The sequence below is a fragment of the Xanthomonas cannabis genome, assembly GCF_040616535.1.
GTDB classification, from domain to species: domain Bacteria; phylum Pseudomonadota; class Gammaproteobacteria; order Xanthomonadales; family Xanthomonadaceae; genus Xanthomonas; species Xanthomonas cannabis.
In genome coordinates, this window is the sequence record NZ_CP136580.1 from 3,735,474 (window position 1) to 3,762,005 (window position 26,532).

At 65.5% G+C, this 26,532-nt stretch carries 19 protein-coding genes; 3 read left to right on the forward strand and 16 right to left on the reverse strand.

From position 1 onward, the window contains the following. The first annotated feature begins 69 nt into the window (after positions 1–69). On the forward strand, positions 70–1,047 hold the full coding sequence (locus RZV17_RS15795; protein WP_166749203.1) for a LysR family transcriptional regulator: 978 nt from the start codon (positions 70–72) through the stop codon (positions 1,045–1,047). A gap of 289 nt (positions 1,048–1,336) precedes the next feature. On the opposite strand, the gene fhuE is transcribed toward RZV17_RS15795, so the two are convergent. From fhuE to RZV17_RS15865, 14 genes are all read right to left on the reverse strand, one after another. Further along, positions 1,337–3,520 carry a ferric-rhodotorulic acid/ferric-coprogen receptor FhuE gene (fhuE, locus tag RZV17_RS15800; RefSeq protein WP_355604847.1) on the reverse strand — a complete coding sequence of 728 codons (2,184 nt, stop codon included), beginning with the start codon at positions 3,518–3,520 and terminating at the stop codon, positions 1,337–1,339. 741 nt (positions 3,521–4,261) lie between these two features. Further along, positions 4,262–6,262: a transketolase gene (tkt, locus tag RZV17_RS15805; RefSeq protein WP_047695627.1), complete on the reverse strand. Its 2,001-nt coding sequence runs from the start codon at positions 6,260–6,262 to the stop codon at positions 4,262–4,264. 231 nt (positions 6,263–6,493) lie between these two features. After that, positions 6,494–7,774 carry a dicarboxylate/amino acid:cation symporter gene (locus tag RZV17_RS15810; RefSeq protein ID WP_081419363.1) on the reverse strand — a complete coding sequence of 427 codons (1,281 nt, stop codon included), beginning with the start codon at positions 7,772–7,774 and terminating at the stop codon, positions 6,494–6,496. A gap of 939 nt (positions 7,775–8,713) precedes the next feature. After that, positions 8,714–10,468: a BatD family protein gene (locus tag RZV17_RS15815; RefSeq protein ID WP_355604850.1), complete on the reverse strand. Its 1,755-nt coding sequence runs from the start codon at positions 10,466–10,468 to the stop codon at positions 8,714–8,716. Beyond that, positions 10,465–12,288 (reverse strand): tetratricopeptide repeat protein, encoded by a 1,824-nt coding sequence (locus RZV17_RS15820; protein WP_355604853.1) that lies wholly within the window; start codon positions 12,286–12,288, stop codon positions 10,465–10,467. The genes RZV17_RS15815 and RZV17_RS15820 overlap by 4 nt, the downstream gene beginning before the upstream one ends. Continuing rightward, positions 12,285–13,292, reverse strand: coding sequence for a VWA domain-containing protein (locus tag RZV17_RS15825; RefSeq protein WP_355604856.1), 1,008 nt, complete (start codon positions 13,290–13,292; stop codon positions 12,285–12,287). The genes RZV17_RS15820 and RZV17_RS15825 overlap by 4 nt, the downstream gene beginning before the upstream one ends. Further along, positions 13,289–13,750: a DUF4381 domain-containing protein gene (locus tag RZV17_RS15830; protein ID WP_355609434.1), complete on the reverse strand. Its 462-nt coding sequence runs from the start codon at positions 13,748–13,750 to the stop codon at positions 13,289–13,291. The genes RZV17_RS15825 and RZV17_RS15830 overlap by 4 nt, the downstream gene beginning before the upstream one ends. A 2-nt stretch (positions 13,751–13,752) precedes the next feature. After that, positions 13,753–14,715 carry a DUF58 domain-containing protein gene (locus RZV17_RS15835; RefSeq protein WP_166752122.1) on the reverse strand — a complete coding sequence of 321 codons (963 nt, stop codon included), beginning with the start codon at positions 14,713–14,715 and terminating at the stop codon, positions 13,753–13,755. A 22-nt stretch (positions 14,716–14,737) separates the two neighbouring features. After that, positions 14,738–15,757, reverse strand: coding sequence for a MoxR family ATPase (locus RZV17_RS15840; RefSeq protein WP_166749207.1), 1,020 nt, complete (start codon positions 15,755–15,757; stop codon positions 14,738–14,740). A gap of 264 nt (positions 15,758–16,021) precedes the next feature. Then, positions 16,022–17,983 carry a type IV pilus secretin PilQ family protein gene (locus RZV17_RS15845; RefSeq protein ID WP_355604860.1) on the reverse strand — a complete coding sequence of 654 codons (1,962 nt, stop codon included), beginning with the start codon at positions 17,981–17,983 and terminating at the stop codon, positions 16,022–16,024. A gap of 19 nt (positions 17,984–18,002) precedes the next feature. Further along, on the reverse strand, positions 18,003–18,536 hold the full coding sequence (locus RZV17_RS15850) for a pilus assembly protein PilP (protein WP_011038332.1): 534 nt from the start codon (positions 18,534–18,536) through the stop codon (positions 18,003–18,005). Next, entirely contained in the window at positions 18,533–19,198 is a 666-nt protein-coding gene (locus tag RZV17_RS15855; RefSeq protein ID WP_047695637.1) for a type 4a pilus biogenesis protein PilO, read from the reverse strand. The genes RZV17_RS15850 and RZV17_RS15855 overlap by 4 nt, the downstream gene beginning before the upstream one ends. Continuing rightward, the gene (locus RZV17_RS15860) at positions 19,195–19,977 is read right to left on the reverse strand and encodes a PilN domain-containing protein (RefSeq protein ID WP_355604863.1); all 783 of its coding nucleotides are present in this window, start codon (positions 19,975–19,977) and stop codon (positions 19,195–19,197) included. The genes RZV17_RS15855 and RZV17_RS15860 overlap by 4 nt, the downstream gene beginning before the upstream one ends. After that, positions 19,977–21,035 (reverse strand): pilus assembly protein PilM, encoded by a 1,059-nt coding sequence (locus tag RZV17_RS15865; RefSeq protein WP_039409920.1) that lies wholly within the window; start codon positions 21,033–21,035, stop codon positions 19,977–19,979. The genes RZV17_RS15860 and RZV17_RS15865 overlap by 1 nt, the downstream gene beginning before the upstream one ends. 119 nt (positions 21,036–21,154) lie before the next feature. Here RZV17_RS15865 and RZV17_RS15870 point away from each other — a divergent pair, with 119 nt between their 5' ends. Continuing rightward, positions 21,155–23,677, forward strand: a complete 2,523-nt coding sequence (locus RZV17_RS15870) for a penicillin-binding protein 1A (protein WP_184368200.1) — start codon at positions 21,155–21,157, stop codon at positions 23,675–23,677. Between the two features lie 250 nt (positions 23,678–23,927). Then, entirely contained in the window at positions 23,928–24,578 is a 651-nt protein-coding gene (locus RZV17_RS15875; protein WP_047695640.1) for a hypothetical protein, read from the forward strand. A 130-nt stretch (positions 24,579–24,708) separates the two neighbouring features. Here the strand turns inward: RZV17_RS15875 and RZV17_RS15880 are convergent, their stop codons facing one another. Continuing rightward, positions 24,709–25,998, reverse strand: coding sequence for a citrate synthase (locus tag RZV17_RS15880; RefSeq protein ID WP_039409911.1), 1,290 nt, complete (start codon positions 25,996–25,998; stop codon positions 24,709–24,711). Between the two features lie 229 nt (positions 25,999–26,227). After that, a complete protein-coding gene (locus RZV17_RS15885; protein WP_039409907.1) occupies positions 26,228–26,470 on the reverse strand; it encodes a type B 50S ribosomal protein L31 in 243 nt (80 codons plus the stop codon). Positions 26,471–26,532: the final 62 nt, after the last annotated feature.

Consider the following 26,532-nt stretch of genomic DNA (forward strand, 5'->3'; position numbering starts at 1 on the left):
CGGCGATAGGTGGCGTGGCGACGATCAGACGAGGCGATCGCGCAATGCGTTACGAACGCGCTCAGGCTAGTGCGCTTGCCGTGCCGCATAAATCAGCTCAATCTGACTTCACCGTTCAAGATCGCCGACCAATCGATGGACACCATGGAGTCGTTGCGCGCCTTCCTGCGCGTTGCCGAGCTGGGCAGTTTCACCCGTGCCGCCGACACCCTGGGCCTGCCCAAGGCCAGTGTCTCGACCGCCGTGCAACGGCTGGAAGCTTCGCTCGGGACCCAGCTCCTGCATCGCACCACGCGACGCGTGCAGCTCACCGGCGATGGCACCGCGTTCTCCCAACGCGCCCGCGACATCCTCGACGACATGGAGGAGTTGCACGGCATGTTTCAGCGCGAACGCGGCCAGCTGCGCGGTCGCCTGCGGGTGGATATGTCGTCCGGCATCGCACGCAACTTCGTGATCCCTGCGCTGCCGTCGTTTCTGGCCCGGCATCCGCAGCTGGACGTGGAGATCAGCAGCACCGACCGTCGCGTCGATGTGGTGCGCGAAGGCTTCGATTGCGTGCTGCGCGTGGGCACGCTTGAAGACACCAGCTTGGTCGCCCGCCCGCTGGGTGCGGTCCGCATCGTCAGCTGCGCCAGCGCCGACTATCTTGCCCGCCGCGGCACGCCAAGCTGCCTGGACGATCTCGCCCAGCACGACCTGGTGCATTACGTGCCAACACTGGGGCAGCGCTCGCCCGGCTTCGAATATCACGACGGGCAGCGCTATCGGCTGCTGCCGATGCAGGGCCCGGTGACGGTGAACAACGGCGATGCCTATCTTGCCGCCGCGCTCGCAGGGCTGGGCATCATCCAGGCGCCGGCCAGCCCGCTGCGCCCGTATCTGGACAGCGGCGCGCTGCGTGTCGTGCTTGCCGACCACCCCGCCGAACCAATGCCGGTGACGTTGTTGTATGCGCAGCGCCGCCATCTGCCGCAACGCGTCAGCGCCTTCATGGAATGGGTGGCGCAGGTGCTGGCACCGCAACTGGAACCGGTGGTGCGTTGAGCGATGGTCACCGCAGCGATGCGGCGCAGTGTCGTTGGAGTGCTGCAGGCATGGCGCGCTGCAGACGCCGCACTGCGGTCATGCCAACCGGGTCGTGCGCGTTCCCGTCCGCACCACGCCGTTCCAGCGCGACAGCCAAGGGCTGCCACTGACAAAGCGCTCCGCTCCACGGCAGACCCGCCATCCCCGTCACTGCGTGGACGGATATAAAAAAACACAGGCACCGTTCCGGCTGCCTGTGTTTTTGCTCGACAAGACCGGGCAGCAGGGCGCCCGGCGTGGCCGTGGATCAGAACGTGTAGTTGAAGGTCAGCATGCCGTTGCGCGATGCACCCCATGCGCCATAGCCGCCGTTGAACTGCGCGTAGTAACGCTTGTCGAGCAGGTTGTCGACGTTGAGTTGCACGGAGAACTGCGGCGACAGACGGTAGCGTGCGAATGCGCTCACCAAGGCATAGGCGCTCTGCTGGAAGGTGCCGTAGACCGGGTCCACGTAGTACGCACGGTTCTGCCAGTTGACGCCACCACCGACGGTGAGATCGCTCCACGCACCCTGCGGGGTGTAGCTGCTGAACAGCTTGATGGTGGTGCGTGGCAGGTGGGTGTTGATCGAGGTGCCGCTGTCGTCGCGTGCGGTGTAGTGCGAGGCGCCGAAGGTGGCGTTCCAGCCCTGGGTCAGGCGGCCGGAGAGCTCGAAGTCGAAGCCTTCGCTGACCACGCCGCTGGCAGCCACGAATGCGGACTCGCTGCTGCCAGGCACGAAACCGCCGGTGGCCACGCCCAGGTTGTCCTGCTCGATGCGGAACACGGCCAACGAAGCATTGAGCTGATCGTCGAACCATGCGGCCTTGACGCCGGCTTCGTAGCCCTTGCCGCTCAACGGATCCAGGTAGCCGCCATTGGCATCGCGCAGCGTCTGCGGGTTGAAGATTTCGGTGTAGCTGACGTAGGTCGACCACACATCGTCGATGTCGTATACCAGCCCGGCGTACGGGGTGACTTCGGTCTGCGTGTCGGAGAACGGTACAAGCCCCTGCACCGCATCGAAGTTGCGGCCATCGATCTGCCAGTCGGTGTAGCGCGCGCCCACCAGCAGCGTCAGCGGGTCGGCCAGCGAGAAACGTGCGGCCACGTAGGCGGCCTTCTGCGTGATGGTGCCGTCGCTCTGCACCGAGCGCGGGCTCCAGTTGGGCTCCGGATAGGCTCCGGTCCAACCGAAGTAGCTGTCCAGCGGCGCCGGGAAATCGAAGGTGCCGTTGTTGACGTACTCGCGGCGGTTGTAGCTGGCGCCGGCCACCAGGTGATGCTCACGGCCAAACAGCTGGAACGGACCTTCCGCGTACACATCGGCGCCATCGGCCTTGCGCTCGGTCTGGTAGTTGCCCGAATACGGCACCACGCCGCCGCCGGTGGCGCGGTCGAAGCCGAAGATCGTGTAGAACGGATAGAACAGGTGATTGGCCGCTTCGGTCTTCTCGTGGCTCACGTTGGCCTTCAGCAACCAGCCGCTGTCGAAGCTCTGCTGCAGGCTGGCGAAGGTGCGCTGCAGGCGCGTGTCCCAGAAGGTCCAATCGGCGGCCGGGTTGAACGAGCGGTCGTAGTTGGTGCGCGTGCCATCGCTGTAGAACAGCGGGAAGCCGCCCCAGGTGACATCGTCTGATTCCTTCTTCTGGTACTCATAACCCACGCTCAGCAGCGTGCTGTCGGTGAGGTCGGCATCGATGATGACCGAACCGATCTTCTTGCGCAGGTTGTAGCGGTCCATGTCGGACTCGCCGTCCTGATACACGCCCACCACGCGCGCACGCACGGTGCCCTCGGGGCTCAGCGGCACGGTGACATCGGCCACGCTGCGGGTCTTGTTGAAGTCGCCGCCGCCCACCGACACGGTGCCGGTGAAGTCGCGGCTCACCGCATGCTTGCGCACCAGGTTGATCGATGCCGACGGGTTGCCCGAACCGGTGAGCAGGCCGGTGGCGCCACGCACTACTTCGACGCGGTCGTACAGCGCGACGTCCAGCGCCGAGTCACCGTAGCTCCAGGCCTGCTCCATGTAGGCCGGGATGCCGTCGAACTGGTAGTTGTCGATGTAGAAGCCGCGTGCGTAGAACTCCAGCCGCTCGCTGTCGCTCTGCGCCACCGAGATGCCGGTAACGTTGTTGAGCACGTCGGTGATGCTCTGCAGGTTCTGGTCGTCCATGCGGTCGCGCGTGATCACGGTGACCGACTGCGGAATCTCGCGCAGCGCCAGGTTCATGCGCGTACCGGCAGTGGTCTTTTCCACCGTGTAGCCCTTGGCCTGCTCGCCCTGCACGTTGAGCCGGTCCAGGGTGGTGACCTCGGCTTCGCCGGCCGGCGTTTCGGCAAGTGCCTGGCCGGCGGCCAGTGTGCACAGCGCGGCAAACACCGCATGCGACAGCGCGCGCGGGCGCCCCGCGATGGGAAGAAGACGCATTACGGTAGGACGGTTCATCACAGCTCCGGCGCAGACAATCGAGGGCGGCCACCGCAGGATGTGCGGCGGCAGACAAAGGGGGAAGGACACCACGGACCCGTGGCAGCGCCGCATTTTAATGGGAATGATTCACATTTTAAACAGGCAATGCACACATCGCCTTGTGCGGCTGCGCGTCGAAGCGAACGCTTCAGCAGGATTCGGGCCGCGCAGGCCTTGCCGGGCCGTGTTTACCCCCCGGTGAGAACGCCGTCTGGCGCCGCGACCGGACTCATCAGGTTCACCCGTGCCGACGTCTCCGGCGCAGAGGCGACCGCGACAGCAAGCCCCTGCATCCCAGTTTGCCGGGGGGAGATTTCACCCAGGTCGCGACTGGCGGCACCAGCCGGTCGATGCCCGGATCTTCGATCTATGTTGCTGGCGGCTAGTGCGCCGGCAGCTCGGGCATGCGCGGCCAATGACCGGGTGTACTCCATGCACGCTGTAACACGCTGGGTGAAGGATCACCTCCACCTGCCTGACTGCCTGAGTGCGACGTAGCAGTGGTTGTCGCTTCAGCGTCCCTGCAAGCCCACGTTGCGCCCGCACCGACACCCCCGCGCGCGCGCGCGCACGCAGCGTGCATTCAAGCGCCCCGGCATGCACACGCTCGGCGTCATCGGCCCATGGCAATGCCCGCACAGGACACGCGACGCGCTGAGGTAATCAACAAAAAACGCCGGCAAACGCCGGCGTTTTTTGTTGCGACACTGCGCGGATTTACAGCGCCTTCGCTGCCTGTACCACGTGCTCGGCAGTGATCTTGAAGTACGCATACAACTGATCGGCCGGCGCCGAGGCGCCGAAGGTATCGATGCCGATCACATCGCCGTCCAGGCCCACGTACTTGCGCCAGAAGCCGGTCACACCGGCTTCCACCGCCACGCGCTTGCGCACTGCCTTCGGCAGCACGGATTCGCGGTACGCCGCATCCTGGCGGTCGAACACATCGGTGGACGGCATCGACACCACACGCGTCTTCAGACCCGCGGCGTCCAGGGTCTTCTTGGCTTCCACCGCAAGACCCACTTCCGACCCGGTACCGATCAGGATCACGTCCGGCGTGCCGCCTTCGGCATCGGCCAGCACGTAGCCACCGCGTTCGATCAGCTTGATCTGCTCGGCGCTGCGCGGCTGGTGCTGCAGGTTCTGGCGGCTGAAGATCAGGCAGCTCGGGCCGTCCTTGCGGGTGATGGCGGCCTTCCAGCTCACCGCCGACTCCACCGCATCGCCCGGGCGCCATACATCGTTGTTGGGGATGTAGCGCAGCGAGGCCAGGTGTTCCACCGGCTGATGGGTCGGGCCGTCTTCGCCCAGGCCGATCGAGTCGTGCGTGTATACGTGGATGGCATGCGCCGGGTTCAACGCGCTCATGCGCACGCCGTTGCGCGCGTAATCGCTGAACACCAGGAAGGTGGCATCGAACGGGATGAAGCCACCATGCAGCGCCAGGCCGTTGGCAATGGCGGTCATGCCGAACTCGCGCACGCCGTAATACACGTAGTTGGCGTCCGGGTCGTCGGTGGCGACCGACTTGCTGGCCTTCCACAAGGTCAGATTGGAATGCGCCAGATCGGCCGAGCCGCCGATCAACTCGGGGAGCAACGGCGCAAACGCTTCGATCGCCAGCTGCGAGGCCTTGCGCGAGGCGATGGTCTGGCCGTCTTCCTGCGCCTTGGCGATGTAGGCATCGGCCTTGGCGATGAAGTCGGCCGGCAGTTCGCCGTGCGAGCGACGGGTGAGCTCGTCGGCTTCGCTGCCGTACTGCTTGCTGTACTTGTCGAACAGCTGCTCCCACTCGGCCTGACGCAGGGTGCCGGTGCCGCCGGCGCGCCAGCCGGCGTAGATCTCTTCGGGAATTTCGAACGGGCCGTATGGCCAGTCGAGCGCCTTGCGGGCGCCTTCCAGTTCTTCCTTGCCCAGCGGCGCGCCGTGCGAGGATTCCTTGCCGGCCTTGCTGGGCGCACCGAAACCGATCTTGGTGCGGCAGCAGATCAGCGTGGGTTTGTCGCTGTTTTCCAGCGCGGCCTCGATGGCGGCCTTGATCTTGTCGGCGTCATGCCCGTCCACGTCGCGGATGACGTGCCAGCCGTAAGCCTCGAAGCGTGCCGGGGTGTTGTCGCTGAACCAGCCGGCGGTGTTGCCGTCGATGGAGATCTGGTTGTTGTCCCAGAACGCGACCAGCTTGCCCAGGCCCCAGGTACCGGCCAGCGAGGCGGCTTCGTGCGAAATGCCTTCCATCAGGCAGCCATCGCCCATGAACACCCAGGTACGGTGATCGACGATCTCCAGTTCCGGGCGGTTGTAGCGCTGCGCCAGCAACTTTTCGGCCAGCGCAAACCCGACCGCATTGGCAAAGCCCTGCCCAAGCGGACCGGTGGTGGTCTCCACGCCGGGGGTTTCGCTGCGCTCGGGGTGGCCGGCGGTCTTGCTGTGCAACTGACGGAACTGCTTGAGCTGCTCGATCGGCAGGTCGTAACCGGACAGGTGCAGCAAGGCGTACTGCAGCATCGAGCCATGCCCGTTGGACAGCACGAAACGGTCACGGTTGAACCACTGCGGGTTGTTCGGGTTGTGCCGGAAATAATCGTTCCACAGCACTTCGGCGATATCGGCCATGCCCATCGGCATGCCGGGATGACCGGACTTGGCGGCTTCGACCGCATCTGCGGCAAGAAAACGGATGGCGTTGGCCAGCTGGCGGCGGGTGGGCTGGGTCATGGGCGTCTATGGAAGCGGAGGGGAACACCGCTGGAAGCGGAGACACCTATTCTCCCATACACGGCGTTATGGGAATCGGGAGTCGGGAATGGGGAATCGGATGCAGCGTTGCGGGTTGGTCGATGGACTCCCCTCCGCACCGGGCCGGGCCGCTTCGGCGACGCGGCAAGACCACGCATCACTCCTTACCCTCGCAACAGCCCGCTTTAACGATTCCCGATTCCCGATTCCCTATTCCTCGCCCTTGGCCACCAACGTCGTCAGCGCCAGATCCCCGGTCACGTTCAATGCCGTGCGGCACATGTCCAGGAAGTGATTGACGCCCAGGATCATGCCGATGCCGACCGGGTTGACCCCGACCATGGCGCAGATCAGCGCCACCACCGGCAGCGAGCCCGACGGCACGCCTGCAGTGCCGATGCCGCCCAGGATGCAGACCAGCATCACCATGAACTGCTGGCCCAGGCTCAGGTCCACGTTGAAGAACTGCGCCAGGAAGATCACCGTCACGCCTTCGAACAGCGCGGTGCCGTTCTGGTTGGCGGTGGCACCCACGGTCAACACGAAGCGCGATACGCGCGGCGGCAGGCCCATCTCGTCGGCCACGCGCAGCGCAGTCGGCAGGGTGGCGTTACTCGACGCGGTGGAGAACGCCATCATCGTGGCCGCCTGGGTCTGCTTGAAGAAGCCCAGCGGCGAGCGCCCGGCAAACTTCACCGCCAGCCCGTAGCTCACCACCATGTGCAGGCCCAGCGCCAGCACCACCACGCCCACATAGGCGCCCAGGCGGATCAACAGATCGAAGCCGAACAACGCCGCCAGGTTGAACATGAAGCAGGCCACCGCATACGGCGCCAGGCGGATCACCAGCCCGATCAAGGTCATGGAAATTTCGAAGATGCCCTCGATGCCGCGCTTGAGCGTGGCGACCTTTTCATCGGCGGTCAGCACCATGCCCACGCCGAACATCACCGCGAAGAACATCAGCGACAGGATCGCGCCATTGCTCGACGCGGCGGCAATCACGTTGTTGGGCACGATCGACAGCAGCATGTCCATGCCCTGCGGCTGGGTGCCGGAGCTGGAGATGATTTCGCGGGTGCGGTCGGCGTTTTCCTGGATCAGCTGGTTGGCCAGCTGCGGGTCCACGCCGGCGCCGGGCTTGAGCACGTTGACCAGCACCAGGCCCAGCAACACCGCCACGCCGGACAACACCACGGTATAGCCCAGGGTGCGCCAGCCCACCCTTCCAAGAGCACGGATGTCGCCCATCTCGGAAATGCCCATGACCAGCGCCGAAAACAGCAGCGGCACGATCAGCATGAAGATCAGATTGAGGAACACCTGCGAGAACGGCGTGGTGACGTACTTGGTCACCAAACGCACCCACTCGGCGTCGCTGCCGGCCAGGTAATAGACCGCAAGACCCAACAACAGGCCGACGGCGAAGCCGATCCCCATCTTCCAATGCAGGGGCAGGCCCGGGCGGCGCGCGGCTGGGGATGCAGTCATCTGGTCGGCCTTGTTCTGGACACAAAGGCCGGAGCTTAACAAACGCCAAGGATGCGGCCACCTACCCGGGTGCTCCTGCGCGCCTGCTGCGGGTAGGTGCGCCTCTCAATCTTGGAGGATGCAAACATTGGAACTAGCGATGCACCTGACTGTTCGCCACCTCCTCGACAACGGACATCTCAAGTCGTGGCGGCGCCTCCTATGTCGTCAGATGCCTCAGGTCGAAAGCCTGGTGTATCGAGTGCGCGGTGCCCTCACCGCTCGCGGGACACGCCGTTAACCCGTCCATGGGGGCTCGGTGGCGGCATCCATGCCGCCAACGGTCCCGCAATCGGCGAGGACACCGCACCAGACAGTTGGCTGGTGGTTTATTGAAGAACAGAGGCGCCGCGCCAGACCACTACTCGCTGCGTGTTGAAAACTTTGCACGCCGACCATCTCCACTGGTCCTGCCCGCTCACCGTCGCGGGACCTTGAGCGGCATGGATGCCGCCCCAGAGCTACAAGGACGTACTTGCAGCGTGTCCTGCGATGGTGGGCGGGCAAGGGCCCTGCAGCAAACTCGCAGCGTCGAGGGCGCGGTGCCCTCACCGCACCAGATAGTTGGCTGGCGGCTTTATTGAAAAAGAACTCACCGCACCAGAAATTTTGCTGGCTGTTTGATCGAAAGCCATGCGCACCGACCAACTTCACTGGTCCTTGCCCGCCCACCGTCGCGGGACCTTGAGCGGCATGGATGCCGCGCCAGAGCCTCGAGGGACGGATTCACGGCGTGTCCTGCGATGGTGGGCGGGCAAGGGCCCTGCAGCAGACTCGCAGCAGTAACGTTTTTCTCGGCGACACGGTTTTCAAACCAGCCGCATGGAGCTCAGAGAACTACGGCGACGTAAAAGTGATAACCATCGTCGCCATCAACCGCCACCGATTCATCGCAGCCGATCAAGACACCGGCGGATACAACGGCGCCAGCACCTCGGGCTCTGCCGCGCTCGCATGCCGCCAGCGGGGACCCTTGGCAAATGCGTAGCGCAGCGCGGCGCGTGCCCCTGCCACATCCCCGTCGCCACCCCAGCGCGCACGTTGCATTCGCGCCACGGCGTCGCGCTGGGCGGGATCGGCCAAGGCGGCCAATACGCTGTCGATATCGGCCACACCGGCCATGCCACAGAGCACGTTTGCCACATCGTCCATGCCCCCGCTGTCCAGCGCGCGGCGCAGCTCGGCCACGCCATGGGTTGCACGCTTGCCGGGCATGGGCGCGTCGCCGACGGCGGCCTCGGTAGCACTGCGTGCCGTGCCGCGCCGGCGCCGCAACGCCCATACCAACGTCACCACCCACAACACCGCAAAGCCTGCGGCGGCGGCCATCCATCCCCACGGCCGTTGCGTAGCTGGCGACGGCTGCTGCTGCAACGTCAGCGCACTGGCTGCTGGCGCAGGCGCCGCGTCGTTGCTTGCCGGGCTGCCTGTGGGCGCAGGTGCCGGCGCCGGGGCCGCAAAGGCCCCGCTACCCGCTGCAACATCCAATGTCAGATCCGGCACCGCTGCAGTCTTGGCCGCGCCTGCGCCGACATCCCACCAGGCCACCTGCAGCCCCGGCACGACCAGCGGGCCGGCGCGGTTGGGCACGATCGAATAGCGGCGCGTCAGGCGCAGCTGCGGCGAGCCGTCCACAAAGCGTTCTTCGTATTGCGGCGGCTCGGCGAACACCTGCGCATCGGGCACGCTTGGCGTGGGCAGCTCGGGGAACTGCGCCTGGGTGGCGCCGCGCGCGCTGGCTTCCACCACGAACTGCGTCGCCTCCCCGGCAGTGGCGCGTTGCGGCGTGGCCGTGTAGCGCAATTGCAGGCTGCGCAGCGGCAGCCAGGGCTGCGGCGCGTTGGCCGGCTGGGCACGCACCTGCAGGGGAATGCTGGCGCTGCGCGCGCTCAGCTCACCGTTGCCGCGACCGAAATAATCGTCGAAGAATCCGCCCACCGATCGCCCGTTGAATCGCGCCGGGGGCAGCACTAGCCGGCCGCTGCGCTCGGGCACCAGCAGATAGCGCCGCTCCACCACGTTGTACTGGCGGCCGTTGACCAGCTTGACCGAACTGACGTCATCGCCGATGCGTTGCAGCGACGCGCCATCGGGCGCTTCCAGATCCAGCTCGCCCGATGCCAATTGATTGGCAAAGTACAAGCGCACCACCACCCCCACGCTCTGATGCACATAGGGCTGCGGGTCGTCCACCCGGGTCTCGACAAAAGCTTCTTCATTGCCCTGCGCCGCACTGGGCCCACCGGCAGCGCCGCTGGAACTACTGGCGGCATCGTTCGCCGCTCCAACCACCTGCAGGCGCAGCGGTTCGGTGCGCTCATTGCCCACCCGTATCGCCGGCACGATCAGTTCACCACTCTTGCGCGGCGTCAGCACCACACCGAACAAGGCACGCACCGTCACCGAACCGTTGGTCACCTGCATCTGCTGATTGGCGCTCTTGGCGCCCAGCGAAAAATCGGTGCGCAGCGGCGTGTAATCCGGATCGACGCCGCGTTGGTCGGTTTCGATGTTCAACATCACCACGTCGCCAGCATTGGCGCTGTCGCGATCAAGCCACGCGCGCGTGACCGCACCCGCTGGTGCGCCAACCAGCAGCATCATGCAGGCCAGCATGCCGATCGCCGCGCGGCGCAAGTGGTGTCTGCCGATCATCGTCCGTCCCGTTGCCTGCGTTCGTATTCCAGCCTGAATTTGGTCCGCAGCAAGCTGCCCGGATCGTCCGGTACCCGCCGCAACCACGCATCCACCGCCTGGCGTTGCTCGCGTTGCCGCGGCGTCTCGCTTGCGGCGGCGGCGGCCTGCTTGCCGCCTGCGTCCGCCTGTTTGTCGCCCGCCTGCGCCATGGCTTGTTGCATCTTGCGACGCTGCGCCTCATCGGCCTGCTGCTGCGCCTTGGCATCGGCAGACTGCGGTGGCGTGTCCTGACTGCTCTGCTCGCCTTGCCCGTTTTTGGACTGCGCATCCTGCGACTTGCCGTCCTGCGGGGTCTGCGCGTCGGAGGGCTGCTGCTTGCCGTCCCGCGGCTTCTGCCCATCCTGGCCGGACTGCGCGTCCTGCTGATTCTGGCCCGTCTGCTGTTGCCCGTTTCCATCCTGGCCGGATTGTTTCTGATCCTTGGACTGGCTCTTGCCGTCCGGACCTCTGCCGTCCTTGTTGTCCTGCTGCTGCCGCTTGCGCGCCGCGTCGACTGCCGCGCGATTGGCGATCGCATCCTGCTGGTTGGGATGTTGCTTGAGCGCGCGATCGTAGGCTGCAATTGCCTCGTCGTAGCGGCCCTGGCGCGCCAGCGCATTGCCCAGGTTGTACAAGCCCTCGTCGGTCGGCACCGCTTCGAACGCCTTCTGCGCAGCGGCAAAGTCCCCTTTGCGATACGCCTGCACCCCAGCATCCAGACGCTGTTGCTGCACCTGATCGGCACGCTGCCACAAGGTGCCGTCCGCCGCCCGTGCAGGTTGCGCCAGCGGCAACATGCACACCAGCGCCAGCACCGCCACAACCGCGCGTCGACGAAACGCCAGCAGCGCCAACAGCATCACCGGCATCACCAGCCAGTAACCCTCATCGAGCCAGGTCTTGCCGCCGCCGGCTTCGGCCGCCTCATCGGCAAGCGGCTGCTGGGCGGGATCGAGCACGCCCAGCGCCTGCAGATCCGAGTCGTCCGGGGCAATGCGCGCATAACGCCCACCCCCCTGACCGGCGAGATCGCGCAGGCTTCCCTCGTCGAGTTTCGCCTGGGCGATCTCGCCGCTACCGGTACGGTAAGCGGCACCACGCACACTGCCGACGCCCAGGGCGGAGACATGGAACCCGCGTGCGCGTGCGGTGCGGGCAGCGCTTTCTGCCGACCCATCGGCACTGTCGCTGACCACCAGGATGTCGCCCTGTTTGAAGCCGGCCTGCTGCAGCAACTGGCTTGCCGCCGTGATCGCCCGATCGGCGCGTTTGCCATCGACCGGCATCACCGACGGCGACAGCGCATCCAGAAACACGGCCACGTTGGCGGCGTCCTGCGTCAGGGGCGCGACGGTGAAACTTTCGCCGGCATAGACAAGCAACGCCACATCGCCACCGGCACGCTTGCGCAGCAACGTGGCCAGTTTCGCGCGCGCCTGGAGCAGGCGCGAGGGCGGCAGGTCGGTGGCGAGGCTGCTGGAGGACAGATCCAGCACCACCACCAACGGCATGCTGGATTGAAACACCGGGCGCTCGGTCTGCCGCCAGCTCGGTCCGCTCATCGCCACCACCGCCAGCGCATAGGTCAGCGCGGCCAGCACGAAACCCAGCCATCCGCGCCGCCCGCCGGCCACCAGCAAGGCCGGCAACAGGTGCGCGTCCACGCTGTGACGCCACACATCGGCACTGCGCCGGCGTACGTGCCACAGCAGCGCCGCCGGCACGATCGCCAGCAACGCCCACAGCCAGTCGGGGCGCAACAGATGCAACGCTGCCAACAGTTCGGTGGGCGCGCTCATCGCCATCTCCGCGGCAACACGTACGCCAGCAACGCGATCACCATGGCTGCGCCCAGCGGCCAGTAGTAGCGTTCGACCCGCGGCTGCACCGAAGGACCCAGGGCCTTCACCGGCTCCAGGCGATCGAGTTCGGCGTAGATGCCCGCGAGCTCTTCCGTATCGCGGGCACGGAAAAAACGTCCGCCAGTTTGCTCGGCGATCTTGCGCAGCCCATCCTCGTCGATGTCGTCGTTGCGGCCAGCCGGAATCGGCACGCCGAACAGCGAGTACCCGCCGCTGCCACCGAAAGCGATGGTGTGCACACGCACGCCCTCGGCCTTGGCCAGTTCGGCCGCCTTCAACGGGTTGAGCACCCCGGCGGTGTTGACGCCATCGGTGAGCAGGACCACCACCCGCTGGCCCTGCTTCTGCTCGCGCAGCCGCTTCACCGACAACGCGATCGCATCGCCGATCGCAGTCTCGCGCCCGGCCAGCCCCACCACGCTGTCGGCCAACTGGTCGCGTACGGAGGTCAGATCCGCGGTCAGCGGCGTCAGTGCATACGCGCGCTGGCCGAACACCAGCAAGCCGACGCGATCGCCGTCGCGCCGATCCAGAAAGTCCGACAGCACCGCCTTGGCGGCGGTGAGGCGATCGACCACGTTGCCACCGAGCACCATGTCCGGCTCGCTCATGCTGCCGGACAGATCCACCGCCAGCATCATCTGCCGTGCTTCGCGCGGCGGCTGGATCACCTCGCCCAGCTGCTGCGGACGCGCCAGCGCGGCGCACAACAAGAACCAGCCCAGCCACGCCAGCCAGCGCGGCATGCGCAACGACGGCGCGCGTTGCGCCTGGGCCACCGCATGCAGCTGATCGGCATACGGCACGCGCAGTGCCGCAGACTCCTGGCCGCGCTGCGGCCAGAACCACATCAGCAGCGGCAGCGGCATCAACCACCACGCCCAGGGCCAGGCGCAATGCGCCAGCGCGTCCTGCCACTGCGACCACTGCAGCCAGTTCATCGCTGGCCCCGCATCAGACCCAGAAACCGGGCACGCGCCAGTGCCTGCACCACGTCCAGGTCGGCCACCGCCGGGGCGCGCTGAAAGCCGCCGTCGAGCAGCGCGCGACCCGGCCCTTGCGAAAATGCGCGCGTCTTGCTGTTGCGGCCATCCAGAAACTGCAGCCAGGCATCGCCCTGCAACCGATCGGCCCGCGCATCGACGCTCCGCGCAGCGCGGCGCAGCAGCGCGGACAGTGCTGCCAGACGCTGCGCAGGCGTTGCGGCACGCTGCAGCTCTGCATCGAAGGCCGCCAGCCAGCGACGTTGCCGTTGGCGGCGACGCCACCACCAGAACCACACACCGGCCAGCACCAGCACGAATGCCGCGATCAGCAGCCACCAGCCCGGCGCCAGCGGCCACCACGGCGGCGACGGCGGCAGATGAACATCGCGCAGCGGCAGTGCCTGCGGGCTCATCGTCATGCGCCCCGCACGAGGGTGCTGCCGCCCAGCCACGCGTCGCTGGCATCGTCGGTGGACAGGCGATGCACGCGTACGCCACGCGATTGCAGCAGTGTGGCCAGCTGCTCCAGCGGCGCGACGAACTCGGCCTGCCAGCGCGCGCGCGCAGCCTGGCTGGCAAGATCCACCGCGATGCGCTCACCGCGCACATCGAAACTCAGGGCGCGGGCTGGCGGCGACAGCTCCAGCGGGTCGACCAGCACGATCACCACCACCTCGTGATGCAACGCCAGGCCGGACCAGCGCGTTGCGGAAATCCGGCTTGCACTGCGCGCATCGGCCAGCACGGTCAGGCGCGCGCCTGGCCGCAGGAGCCGCGCCGCATGATCCAGGGCGACCTCCAACCCGGCGTCGCCAGCAGGCGGCTGCGCATACCAGCGCGCCAGGGCATCGAGCACCGGCAGCACACCGCGCTGCCCCGACCGCGGCGCGATCGGCGCCTCGCTGGCGGTGCCGCGCAAGGCCGCGACACGGTCGCCCTGGCGCTGCGCCAGCCATGCCGCCACGGCGCCGGCACGGGCGGCCTGCACCGACTTGTAACGCACGCGGGTACCGAAGAAGAGCGCAGGCGCGGTATCGGCCACGATCAGGCTCAAGCGCTCGCGCTCGGCCTGAAACAGCTTGGTATGCGCCCGCCCGGTGCGTGCGGTGACGCGCCAATCGATATGCCGCGCATCGTCACCGGCCACGTACTCGCGCGACTCGGCATATTCCATCCCACGCCCGCGCGTGGCGGCCGGCACCGGCCCCACCAGCCCATGCCGGCCACGCCCCGGTTGTCCGCGATGCTGCGCGGTGCCGCGCAACGCGATCAACTCGGCAAGACTGGGCCGCAGGCCGTCACCGGCCACGGATGCCGGTGGGTTCGCTGGGAGGAAGGACGGAATCGAAGACATCGGGCTCGGGCGGGAGGGCGGCATACCTCGGTAGCACGCTGCCCGATCAGGGCAGCGGAATCTTGTCCAGCAACGCGGTGACCAGGCGCTCGCCATCCCACCCTTCGGCGGTGGCTTCGTAGCTGGGCAATACGCGGTGGCGCAACACGTCCGGCGCAATGGCCCGGATGTCGTCGGGGGTGACGTAGTCGCGCCCGGCCAGCCACGCGCGCGCACGCGCGCAGCGCTCCAGGGCGATCGAACCGCGCGGGCTCGCGCCCCAGGCGATGCGCCGCGCCAATGCCGGGTCGTAGCGCTGCGGATCGCGCGAGGCCAGCACGATCTCGATCAGGTACCGCTCAAGCTGCGGCGCCAGGTGCACATCCAGCACCACGCGGCGTGCGGCGAAAACGTCGTCCAACGGAATCCTGTCGGGGACGGTCTCGTGCTTTTCCAGGGTGTCGCGGGCCGCCTCGCGCGCCAGACGCAGGATTTCCGCCTCGGCATCGGCCTGCGGATAGCCAATGCGCACATGCATCAGGAAGCGGTCCAGCTGCGCTTCGGGCAGCGGGAACGTGCCCTCCTGCTCGATCGGATTCTGCGTTGCCATCACCAGAAACAGCTGCGGCAGCGCATACGTGTGCCGGCCGACCGTGACCTGCCGCTCGCCCATCGCCTCCAGCAACGCGGACTGCACCTTGGCCGGCGCGCGGTTGATCTCGTCGGCCAGCAGGATGGGATGGAAGATCGGCCCGGGCATGAACTCGAACCGGCTGTCCTGCGGCCGCCAGATCTCAGTACCGGTCAGATCGGCGGGCAACAGATCCGGGGTGAACTGCACCCGCGCAAAATCCGCTTCCAGCCGCGAGGCCAGCGCGCGGATCGCGGTGGTCTTGGCCAGGCCCGGCGCGCCCTCCACCAGCAGATGGCCATCGGCCAGCAGGGCGATCAACAGCCGTTCCACAAGCGCGGACTGGCCAACGATGCGCTGCGCCAGCGACTCGCGCAGCGAGGTGAATTGACGATACAGCCGGTCCTCGGCGGGCGCGGCGGCGGCTTCTGGCGGGAGGAGCGGCGGTGCGTTCATAGGCCCAGTGTGACCGATTCGAACGCGATTGGTTCACCGCAGGGCTTTAAGAGGTTCAGGGAGTGACGGGGGTCAAGCTCACCTCGGGCCAGCCAAGCTACTTTTGATCGGCGGGGACCATATCGCAGCCGTCTTCGATCACGCATGACGGATAGCCCATCAATCCGGCATGCATTGCGAGCTTCTGCGTTTGCGTCGGACTTTGCGCGCAAGGAGTGAAAAAGAAGGCCGCTTGCGCGGCCCTCCTGTCGGTGTCCAGCGCCGTTACCGCGCTGCGCTTGCGACCCGCAGCACTTTCGGGGTAACAAAGACCAGCAGCTCGGCCTTTTCCTTGCTGCGGCCGCGCTTCTTGAACAAGTTGCCCAGGAACGGAATATCGCCCAGGAACGGCACTTTCGAAACGCTTTCTCGATCGGTGAATTCGTAGACACCACCGATCACCACGGTCTCGCCGTCCGCTACCAGCACTGCTGTGTTGACTTCGCGCCGATTGATTTCAGGCACGGTGCCGTACTGCGGCAAGGTGATAAAGCGAGCGACTTCATCCTTCTTGACGTTCATATTGAGGAAGACGCGGTTATCGTTGGTAATCGTCGGCGTCACCTTTAGCTCAAGCAGCACTTCCTTGAACTGCACGTTTGCCTGTGAGCCGCCGCCGGCGACACCGGCACCGCTGATGGTTACATAGCCGATTTCCCGGCCCTGCTTGATTACGCCTTCACGCTGGTTGGCCGTCACGATGCGCGGATTGGAAACAACCTCACCGCGACCTTCTTCCTGCATCGCGGACAATTCGATATCCAAATTGAAGTTGGAGCCTAACAAGGTATAGGCGAGCCCAGCCGCACCGCTATTTGTGAAGCCACCGGCACCAAGATCAATATTCAAACCGGACGGAAACAGAAATTGCGGAATGGTATTACTGGTTCCGGGCGAGGTTGCAGTCGCGGTACTCGCTAGTTCGTTGGCACGCTGTGCCGACGTGTTTTGGTAATTCACATTACTTTCCAGCGAACCGCTCAGTATCCCGCGCCCGGTCGCACCCGAGACACCGAACCGTGCCCCCAAATCGCGCGCAAACGTATCGGTCGCAATCACGATGCGGCTTTCAATCAGTACCTGATCCACCGGGCGATCGATATGCGAGATCAGCTCGCGCATCTGCGCGACCTTTTTCGGAATATCGCTGATCATCAAGGTGTTGGTGCGTTCATCAGCAACCAAACGTCCTCGTGGCGACAAAAAGCCATTATCTTGCTGACCGGCACCACCTTGCCCGCCTTGCCCACCACCACCGCCACCGCCAATCCCCTTCGCCTCGGTCAGCGCCTTAAAGATCACTGCCGCATTGTGGTAATTGATCTGCACATAATCGGTGATCAGATCCTCGCGGTTCTCGATCGCGATACGGGCGTCTTCCTTGTCCTGCTCGAACTTGGCCAGCTCCGGCTGCGGGGCGACCCAGACCACGCCGCCATCGCGGCGCTTGTCCAGGCCCTTGGCGCGCAGCACGATGTCCAGCGCCTGGTCCCACGGCACGTTCATCAGGCGCAGGGTGACGTTGCCCTGCACGGTGTCGGAGGCGACGATGTTGAGGTTGGACTCTTCGGCGATCAGCTGCAGCACGGTGCGCACCGGCACGTCCTGGAAGTTGAACGTCACCGGGCGACCACTGTAGCCGCGCGCGGCAATCTGCGCGGCGGCCTGGGTGACCGACGCGGCGCTCACGCCGCCAACCGCCGGCTGACCCTTGCGCGGAGTGATTTCCACCACGTATTCGTTGCCGGTCTGGTAGGCCAGCGAATCGAATGCGCCCTTGGTCGACAGCACCAGCTGCGAGCCGGAACCGGACGGCTTGACCTCAACCCGCTGCACCGGCGTGGCGAAGTCGGTGACGTTGAGCGGGCGCTGCAGCTCGGCCGGCAGCCTGGCGTTGCTGATGTCCACCAGCACGCTGTCGCCCTGGGTGCGCAGATCGGGGCTGGCGCCCTGCCCGTCGAACTTCAGGATCAGGCGGCCCGCGCCATCGTCACCGCGTTTGAAATCGATCTTGGACACCGCCAGGCTCGCCGGAGCGGTCTTGGCAGGGTCCTGCGCGGGCTGTGTCAGCGCGGCGGCGGCAAACGCGCTGCCGCCGGCCAGCGCCAGCGCGCATCCCAACGCGCAGGCCTGGAGCATCGCGTGGCGTCGAACCGGACGCAGCCGCTGGGCATTGGAAAACGTCATCGTGCTATCCCCTATCACTTTATTGATCATCCAATGCGAGCGCGGCCGGCCGTTCAAGCCATCCACCCGCACCGTCCGGCACAAGTTCAATCAGCTCGATGCGGTCTTCGTAGACCCCGGTCACCCGGCCATCGCTCTGTCCCAGATACACACCCGGCCGCACGCGGTAGGTCACCTTGTCCGGTGCCATCACCAGCGCGATCAGACCCGAGCCGCCCCCAATGGTCCCCACCATGTCGAGAGCGTCGAGCGGAAAGGCCTCCAACGGCTCCTTGCGCCGGTTCGGATCCGGACGCGTGCCGTTGCCGCCTTCCGCACTGACCCAGGCATCGCTGAACGGGTCGCGCATCACCTGTGCGGCATATTCGAACGTCTCGAACTGCTGCATCACCGGCAACGGCTCCAGCGGCGGCGCAGGGCGCGCGCGCACTTCGGCCACCCAGGCTTCCAGATTCGGCGCATCGCCCGGGGTGCTGGTCACACCGCGCGTGCACGCCGGCAATACAGCAATTAGCGCCACGCAGGACAGGATCTTGAGCAGTTTCATGGTCATTGGCCGCCCTTCTTCGCCGCGTCGGCCGCCGCCTTCTCCTGCTCGGCCATTTCCTCATCGTCCAGATAACGATAGGTCTTGACAGTGCCGGACAGCTCCAGCGCGCCGCGCGGTGTGATGCCAGCCTTGGCATCCTTGGGCTTGAGGTTGATGTCGTGCATGGTCAGGATCACCACGCGCGGCAGCGATGCCACGCCGCTGACGAAGGCGCCAAACTGGTGGTAGCTGCCCACCATGCGCAGGGCGATCGGCTTCTCGGCGTAGAACTCCTTCGGCGATTCCGGTCCCGGCTGGAACAGCTCGTTGGACAGGCCGCTGGACAACGCGGTCTGCGAGATATCGATGATCAGATCCGGCATTTCGGTCTTGCTGGGTAGCTGACGCAGCATCTGCTGCAGCACCTGTTCCATCTGCGCGAGCTGCTGCTTGAGCGGCTCCAGATTCACCGCGCGCCCCTGCTGGGTCTCGAACTCGGCGCGCAGCTGGGATTCGGTGCCTTCCAGCCCTTCCAGCTCATCGCGCTTGCCGCTGATCAACAGGAACCAGGCCAGCACCAGGATGAACAGGCCAACCACCACGCAGAACACGATACGTGCCTGCTGTGGCCAACCACCGATGTTGTTGAAATCCAGATCGCTGAGCTTGAATGATTTCTTACTCATGACGCCGCCCCCTCCTGCGGCCGGTTGGCGGGCGCCGGTGCCGCCTGCGTTGGTGCAGGCGCCGCGGCCGGCGACGTTGCGGGCGCAGGCGCCGCTGCCGGGGCAGCAGGCGCGGCACCGGCAGGTGCCGCACCCGGTGCAGTGCTACCCGGCGCGGCCGGATCCACCACGCCCGGCGTCGTGCCGTTCTTGTCAGCTTCGTTCGGGTTGGCCAGCTTGACCTTGAGCGTGAACACGTACGGCAGCGTCTTGGTGTCCATCGACGAGGTGGCAGGCTGCCCGGCCTTGTCCTGGCTCTTGGCCTCGATGATCGACAGGTCCGGATTGGTCATCCAGCCCGAACCTTCCAGGTTGCGCATGTAGGCACTGACCCGGGCATTGGATTGCGAGCGGCCTTCCAGCGTCAGGATGTCGCCGTCCTGCTTGATGTTGGTCAGCGCCACGCCATCGGGAATGGTGCGCACCAGCGAATCGAACAGGTGCACCATCTGCGAGCGGTTGGCCTGCAGCTCCTCGATCACCTTCTTGCGCGCAAGCAGGCGGTCCTTCTTCTTGTCGAGTTCCTTGATCTCTTCGTTCTGCGCCTTGACCTTGTCGATCTCGGTGGTCAGGAACGCATTGCGCTCGGTCTGGCCGGTGATCTGCGCGTCGTAGTAGAACCAGATCAACGCCGACAACAGCACGCCGCCCAATGCGGCGAAGCCCAGCATCGAATAGAACTCGCGCTCGCGCGCCTTCCGGCGCTCGGCGCGCCAGGGCAATAGATTGATTCTTGCCATCAGTCAAAGCTCCTCAGGGCCAGGCCGGTGGCGATCATCAAGGCGGGCGCATCCAGCGCCAGCGCATGGGCCTGAACCTTCGGGCCCAGCGTCATCTGTGCGAGCGGGTTGGCGACCACGGTGGTCACGCCCAGCTGCTCTTCCACCATCTCCGGCAGGCGTGACAGCGCGGCGCACCCGCCGGCCAGCACGATGCAGTCGACGCGATTGAATTCGCTGCCCGCATAGAAGAACTGCAGCAAACGGCTGATCTGCTGCACCGTCGCTTCCTTGAACGGCTCCAGCACTTCGACCTCATAACTTTCCGGCAAACCGCCCTGGCGCTTGGCCAGGCCGGCTTCTTCGTAGGTCAGGCCATAGCGGCGCATCACTTCGTCGGTGAGCTGCTTGCCACCGAACACCTGTTCGCGGCTGTACAGGCTGCGCCCGGAGCGCAGCACGCTGAGCGTGGTCATGGTGGCGCCGATGTCGACCAGCGCCACCACCGCATCGGCGGCGACCGGCAGTTCGCTGGCGACCAGGGCGAACGCGTTTTCGACCGCGAAGGCCTCCACGTCCATCACCTTGGCGGTCAGGCCACCCAGTTCCAGCGCCGACTGGCGCAGTTCCACGTTTTCCGAGCGCGAGGCGGCCAGCAGCACCTGGACCATGTCCGGGCTGTTGGGCATCGGGCCCAGCACCTCGAAATCGAGATTCACTTCCTCGATCGGGTACGGAATGTAATTGGTGGCTTCCAGTTCGACCTGGGCCTCCATGTCGCTGTCGTCCAGATCGGCGGGCATCGGGATCAACTTGGTGATCACCGCCGAGCCAGCCACGGCAGCTGCCGCGTTCTTGGCCTTGCTGCCGGAACGGTTGATGGCGCGGCGAATGGCTTCGCCGACCGCCTCCACTTCGACGATGTTCTTTTCCACCACCGCATTGGGCGGCAACGGTTCAACCGCATAGTGCTCCACGCGGAAACGATTCCCGCTGCGCGACAGCTGCAACAGCTTGACCGCAGTGGAACTGATATCGACACCAATCAGTGGCGACTGACTCTTGGGTAGAAGCCCCACGGTAACTCCCCTGCCGACGGGCACTTGGACGCATGTCTGCGCCCTCGTATTAATAATCAAATTTTAACAGTTGACAAGCCCTTCACGCGCAAGGCAATGACCCCGCGACCGTGACCCCTTTGCTGTCTTCTGCGATCCCCAGAGTTCGGCCCCAGCCAAACCCGGCGTCATCTATACTCTGTGACCAAGAAATCTGCAATCGGAATCTCTCTTACATGCCCCGTATTCGCCGTTGGCTGGGCTGGATCCTGGCCGCGCTCGTCGTGCTCGCACTGCTTGGCGCTATTGCTGCCGGCGGCCTGTATTACGCCATTTCCTCGAAGTTGCCCGATGTGCAGTCGCTCAAGCAGGTCGAGCTGCAGGAGCCGATGTACGTGTATGCCAGCGACGGCCGCCTGATGGCCGTGTATGGCGAGACCCGGCGCTATCCGATCCAGATGAAGGAGGTGCCGTTGCGGCTGAAGCAGGCCTTCCTGGCGACCGAAGACGCGCGCTTCTACGAGCACGGGGGCGTGGACTACAAGGGCATCGGCCGTGCGGTGTGGCTGCTGGCCACCACCGACGCCAAGCGCGTGCCGGGCGGCTCGACCATCACCCAGCAGGTGGCGCGGCAGTTCTTCCTCAGTTCCGAGTACAGCTACACCCGCAAGCTCGCCGAGATCCTGCTGGCACGCAAGATCGAGAGTGAGCTGAGCAAGGACGAGATCTTCGAGCTCTATCTCAACAAGAGCTTTTTCGGCAATCGCGCCTACGGCGTGGGTGCGGCCGCCGAGTACTACTTCGGCAAGAAGATGAGTGAGCTGAGCCTGGACGAGATGGCCTCGCTGGCCGGCATTCCCAAGTTCCCGTCCAGCGGCAACCCGATCAGCAACCCGGAACGCGCCCGCGAACGGCGCGACTACTACGTGCTGCAGCGCATGGCCGACCTGGGTTTCGTCAGCCAGGCCGAAGCCGATGCCGCCAAGGCGGTGCCGATGCATGCCAAGCCGCACGAGCCACCGGTCGAGGTCTACGCGCCGTACGTGGCCGAACTGGTCCGCCAGGAGATGATCGCCAAGTACGGTGGCGATGTGCTCAACAAGGGCTACCACGTCACCACCACCATCGACGCCACGCTGCAGACGGGCGCGGACGCCGCGATCAACGACGGCCTGCGCCTGTACGACCATCGTCATGGCTGGCATGGCGTGGAGCAGCACGTCGACGTCGCCGCAGATGCCGACGCGCCGGCACTGGCCAAGCATCTGTCCGGGGTGTTCACCCAGGGCGGGCTGCGCCCGGTGATCGTGGCGCGCAGCAACCCCGATGGCGGCGTCACCGTCGTGCAGCACGACAAGACCGAGCTCACCCTGCCTGCCTCGGCCAGCCGCTGGACCGGCAGGACGCCCGCCAAACTGCTGACGCGCGGCGACCTGACCCGCATCCGGGCAGGCGAAAAGGACGGCGAGTGGATCATCGACCAGCTGCCGCGTGGCCAGGCGGCCCTGGTCTCGCTGGACGCCAACAGCGGCGCACTGCGCGCACTGGTCGGTGGGTTCAGCTTTGCCGGCAACAAGTTCAATCGCGCCACCCAGGCACGCCGCCAGCCAGGCTCGAGTTTCAAGCCCTTCGTGTATGCAGCGGCCTTCGAAAAGGGCTTCAACCCGGCCTCGATCGTGCTGGATGCGCCGGTGGTGTTCCGCGACCGTCGCGGCAAGACCTGGTCGCCCCAGAACGATGGCGGCGGATTCCGCGGCCCGATGCGCCTGCGCGAGGCGCTGGTGCAGTCACGCAACCTGGTGTCGGTGCGGCTGCTGGATGCGATCGGCGTCGATTTTGCACGCAAATACATCAGCCAGTTCGGTTTCCAGGAAGCAGAGCTGCCGCCCAACCTGTCGATGTCGCTGGGTACCGCATCGCTGACCCCGCTCTCGGTGGCACGCGGCTATGCGGTGTTCGCCAACGGCGGCTCACGCGTGGACACCTGGATCGTGGACGAGATCAAGGACCGCGATGGCAACGTCATCTTCAAAGAAGTGCCTGCCGTGGCCTGCCGCACCTGCGCACTGCAGGGCGGCAATGTCGCACCGGTCAGCCAGGTGGTGGACGGTTTCAACTTCGGCGCGCAGGCACCGGCAACACCGCCTGCACCGGTAGCCGATGCCGCACCCACGCCGGCAGGCGCCGCGCCGGCACCGATTGCCGAAACCAAGATCGCCCCGCGCGCCATCGACGAGCGCACCGCCTACCAGCTGGTGTCGATGATGCGCGACGTGGTCCAGCGCGGTACCGGCACCGCGGCCAAGGTGCTCGGCCGCGAGGACGTCGGCGGCAAGACCGGTTCCACCAACGACCACCGCGATGCCTGGTTCTCCGGGTTCGGCGGCCCCTACGCCACCACCGTGTGGGTGGGCCGCGACGACTTCCGCTCGCTGGGCTATCGCGAATACGGCGGCAAGGCTGCCCTGCCGATCTGGATCGACTACATGCGCGTGGCGCTCAAGGACAAGCCGATCGCCGCCAACGACCCGCCCGATGGCATGACCCAGGCCACCATCAATGGCGCGGTCGAATGGGTCAAGAACGAGGACCTGGATCGCCTGCAGGATTACGACTACGGCCTGCAGGAGCAGCAGGACGAGAAGGCCTTCGATATTTTCTGACGGCCGGGAATCGGGAGTCGGGATTGAGGAATGGGGAATCGGAACAGCGGGGCTGCTCCGGTTCCCCTTTTTCTTAGGCGGGTGAGGCAGGTGCAGTGACGCGAACAGGCAGCTGCCGTTGTGGCTGATTGCCTGATTGAGCGAAATCGGCAGTACGACGCGGCTCGTGCTCGACATGGCGCGACGCATTCGCCATGTCTTCATGCAGCTGTTGTAGAGTCGAACCCGGGTTCATCAGGGGAGCCGGGTCATGCAACACGCACGCGAGCACGCCGATACACGCACCCGGGAGCGTCGCCATCGTCTGGCGCATGAGGCCGCCCGCCTGATGGCCGAGGGCGGTATCCGCGATTTTCATCAGGCCAAGCTCAAGGCCGCCAGCCGGCTCGGCATTCATGACGATGCCTCGTTGCCGCGCAACCGCGAGATCGAAGATGCATTGCGCGAATACCAACGCTTGTTCGCCGGACCCGGGCATGGCGTGCGTCTACGCCAACGCCGCGAAGCCGCCGTGCGTGCACTGGAATTTCTCAGCCCGTTTCAGCCGCGACTGACCGGCCCGGTGCTGGACGGCACCGCCGATGCGAACGCGCCGGTGCAATTGCAGCTGCATAGCGACGATACGGATGCGGTGCAGCGGTTTCTGGAAGACCACCGCATTCCGGCCGAGGCGCGCACCCGCCGTCTGCGCCTGGATCGCGACCGCACTGGCGACTTCCCGGTGTGGCTGTTCAGTGCCGAGGAGCTCACCTTCGACCTGACCGTGCTGCCCTACGACGCATTGCGGCAGGCACCGCTGTCGCAGCTGGACGAAAAACCGATGCCGCGCGCCTCGGCGGCGCAGGTGCGGCAGCTGCTGGCCGATGACGAGCGCCAGGGTTACGTACAGCAACTGCCCTGAGCCGTACCGAACACGCGGCGCCACCGGGCCCAGGCGTGCAGACCCAGTCACTCATCCGGCAGACCGCAAGCCACGACGCAAAACGCCCCGCGGTGCGGGGCGTTTGCTTACGCAGACAACTTGAAACCGCTTAGCGCTTGGCGCTGTCGGTGTAGTCGCGCTTGTCGTAGCCGGTGTAGATCTGGCGCGGACGGCCGATCTTCATTTCCGGGTCGACCTGCTGCTCCAGCCAATGCGACACCCAGCCGGCGGTACGCGCAATGGCGAACATCACGGTGAACATTTCCACCGGGATATTGAGCGCCTTGTAGATCAGGCCCGAGTAGAAGTCGACGTTGGGGTACAGCTTGCGCTGCACGAAGTAGTCGTCCTTCAGAGCGGCTTCTTCCAGCTTCAATGCCACTTCCAGCAACGGGTCGTTGACGCCCAGCTCGCCCAGCACCTTGTGGGTCATCTCGCGGATGATCTTGGCGCGTGGGTCGAAGTTCTTGTAGACGCGGTGACCGAAGCCCATCAGACGGAACGAGGAGTTCTTGTCCTTGGCCTTGGCAACGGCGGACTCGACGTTATCGGCGGTGCCGATCTCTTCGAGCATCTTCAGCACCGCTTCGTTGGCGCCGCCGTGTGCCGGGCCCCACAGTGCGGTGATGCCGGCAGCCACCGACGCGTACGGGTTGGCACCGGTCGAACCGACCAGGCGCACCGTCGAAGTGGAGGCGTTCTGTTCGTGGTCGGCGTGCAGGATGAACAGCAGATCCAGCGCCTTGGCCACGACCGGGTTGATCTCCAGCGGCTCGCTCGGCACTTCGAACATCATGTGCAGGAAGCGGTCGACGTAGTTCAGGTTGTTGCGCGGGTAGCGGATCGGCCAGCCGATCGAATAGCGGTACGCGGCAGCCGCCAGGGTCGGCACCTTGGCGATCAGACGGATGGCGGCCTGACGGCGCTGCTCCGGATCGTTGAGGTCCAGGGTGTCGTGGTAGAACGCCGACAGCGAAGCGACCGAGCCGGCCAGCATGGCCATCGGGTGCGCGTCGTGACGGAAACCGCCGAGGAAGTTCTTCAGCGACTCATGCATCATCGTGTGATGCGTCACTTCGTGGTCGAACTTCTTGAATTCGTCCGCCGTCGGCAGTTCGCCGTTCATCAGCAGGTACGAAACTTCCAGGAAGCTGGACTTCTCGGCCAACTGTTCGATCGGATAGCCGCGGTACAACAGCACGCCATTGTCGCCATCGATATAGGTGATGGCCGACTTGCAGCTGGCGGTGGCGGTGAAGCCCGAGTCGTAGGTGAACAGACCGGTTTCTTTGGTCAGCTTGGAAATATCGACGCAGTCATTGCCCAGCGTGGGCTTGAGAACCGGCAGAACGACCGACTTGTCGCCGGCGTTGAGCGTGACCTGATCAAGATCGGACACTGTGTACGCTCCTTCAGTGGAAGGCGCCTGATCCCACATGGGCAGGCACGTGATGGAAGTCCAAGGCGTCGCCTCGGATCACGTTATTATCGCACAGCAGCATTTTGGCCGTCGCTTGGACAGAAGTCGTAGACGCACTGGCCGGGGGCACGCAAACGAAGCGCGGGCGATCCAAAAAACAACGGCCGCGCAATGCGCGGCCGCTGCCGGTACAGCCCGTCCTGCAAGTTCAGCGCGCGTAGCGCTTCTGGAACTTGTCGATACGGCCGCCGGTGTCGATCACCTTGTGCTTGCCGGTATAGAACGGGTGCGACGCCGAGGAAATTTCCACCTTGACCAGCGGATATTCCTGGCCGTCTTCCCACTTCACGGTCTCTTTCGAGCTCATGGTGGAACGGGTCAGAATCTTGAAATCGGACGTCACGTCGTGAAAGACGACGTCTTTGTAGTTGGGATGCACGTTATCTTTCATGGACTTGGCGCCGGGCTGCCTGGATAAGCCGGGCATTATAGCGGCCCCCACTTGCCCGGCGC

Excerpts from the sequence above, each read along its gene's own strand:
- fhuE (WP_355604847.1), bottom strand. The coding sequence starts at position 3,520 with ATGAACCGTCCTACCGTAATGCGTCTTCTTCCCATCGCGGGGCGCCCG.
- tkt (WP_047695627.1), bottom strand. The coding sequence starts at position 6,262 with ATGACCCAGCCCACCCGCCGCCAGCTGGCCAACGCCATCCGTTTTCTT.
- RZV17_RS15810 (WP_081419363.1), bottom strand. The coding sequence starts at position 7,774 with ATGACTGCATCCCCAGCCGCGCGCCGCCCGGGCCTGCCCCTGCATTGG.
- RZV17_RS15815 (WP_355604850.1), bottom strand. The coding sequence starts at position 10,468 with ATGATCGGCAGACACCACTTGCGCCGCGCGGCGATCGGCATGCTGGCC.
- RZV17_RS15820 (WP_355604853.1), bottom strand. The coding sequence starts at position 12,288 with ATGAGCGCGCCCACCGAACTGTTGGCAGCGTTGCATCTGTTGCGCCCC.
- RZV17_RS15825 (WP_355604856.1), bottom strand. The coding sequence starts at position 13,292 with ATGAACTGGCTGCAGTGGTCGCAGTGGCAGGACGCGCTGGCGCATTGC.
- RZV17_RS15830 (WP_355609434.1), bottom strand. The coding sequence starts at position 13,750 with ATGAGCCCGCAGGCACTGCCGCTGCGCGATGTTCATCTGCCGCCGTCG.
- RZV17_RS15835 (WP_166752122.1), bottom strand. The coding sequence starts at position 14,715 with ATGCCGCCCTCCCGCCCGAGCCCGATGTCTTCGATTCCGTCCTTCCTC.
- RZV17_RS15840 (WP_166749207.1), bottom strand. The coding sequence starts at position 15,757 with ATGAACGCACCGCCGCTCCTCCCGCCAGAAGCCGCCGCCGCGCCCGCC.
- RZV17_RS15845 (WP_355604860.1), bottom strand. The coding sequence starts at position 17,983 with ATGACGTTTTCCAATGCCCAGCGGCTGCGTCCGGTTCGACGCCACGCG.
- RZV17_RS15850 (WP_011038332.1), bottom strand. The coding sequence starts at position 18,536 with ATGACCATGAAACTGCTCAAGATCCTGTCCTGCGTGGCGCTAATTGCT.
- RZV17_RS15855 (WP_047695637.1), bottom strand. The coding sequence starts at position 19,198 with ATGAGTAAGAAATCATTCAAGCTCAGCGATCTGGATTTCAACAACATC.
- RZV17_RS15860 (WP_355604863.1), bottom strand. The coding sequence starts at position 19,977 with ATGGCAAGAATCAATCTATTGCCCTGGCGCGCCGAGCGCCGGAAGGCG.
- RZV17_RS15875 (WP_047695640.1), top strand. The coding sequence starts at position 23,928 with ATGCAACACGCACGCGAGCACGCCGATACACGCACCCGGGAGCGTCGC.
- RZV17_RS15885 (WP_039409907.1), bottom strand. The coding sequence starts at position 26,470 with ATGAAAGATAACGTGCATCCCAACTACAAAGACGTCGTCTTTCACGAC.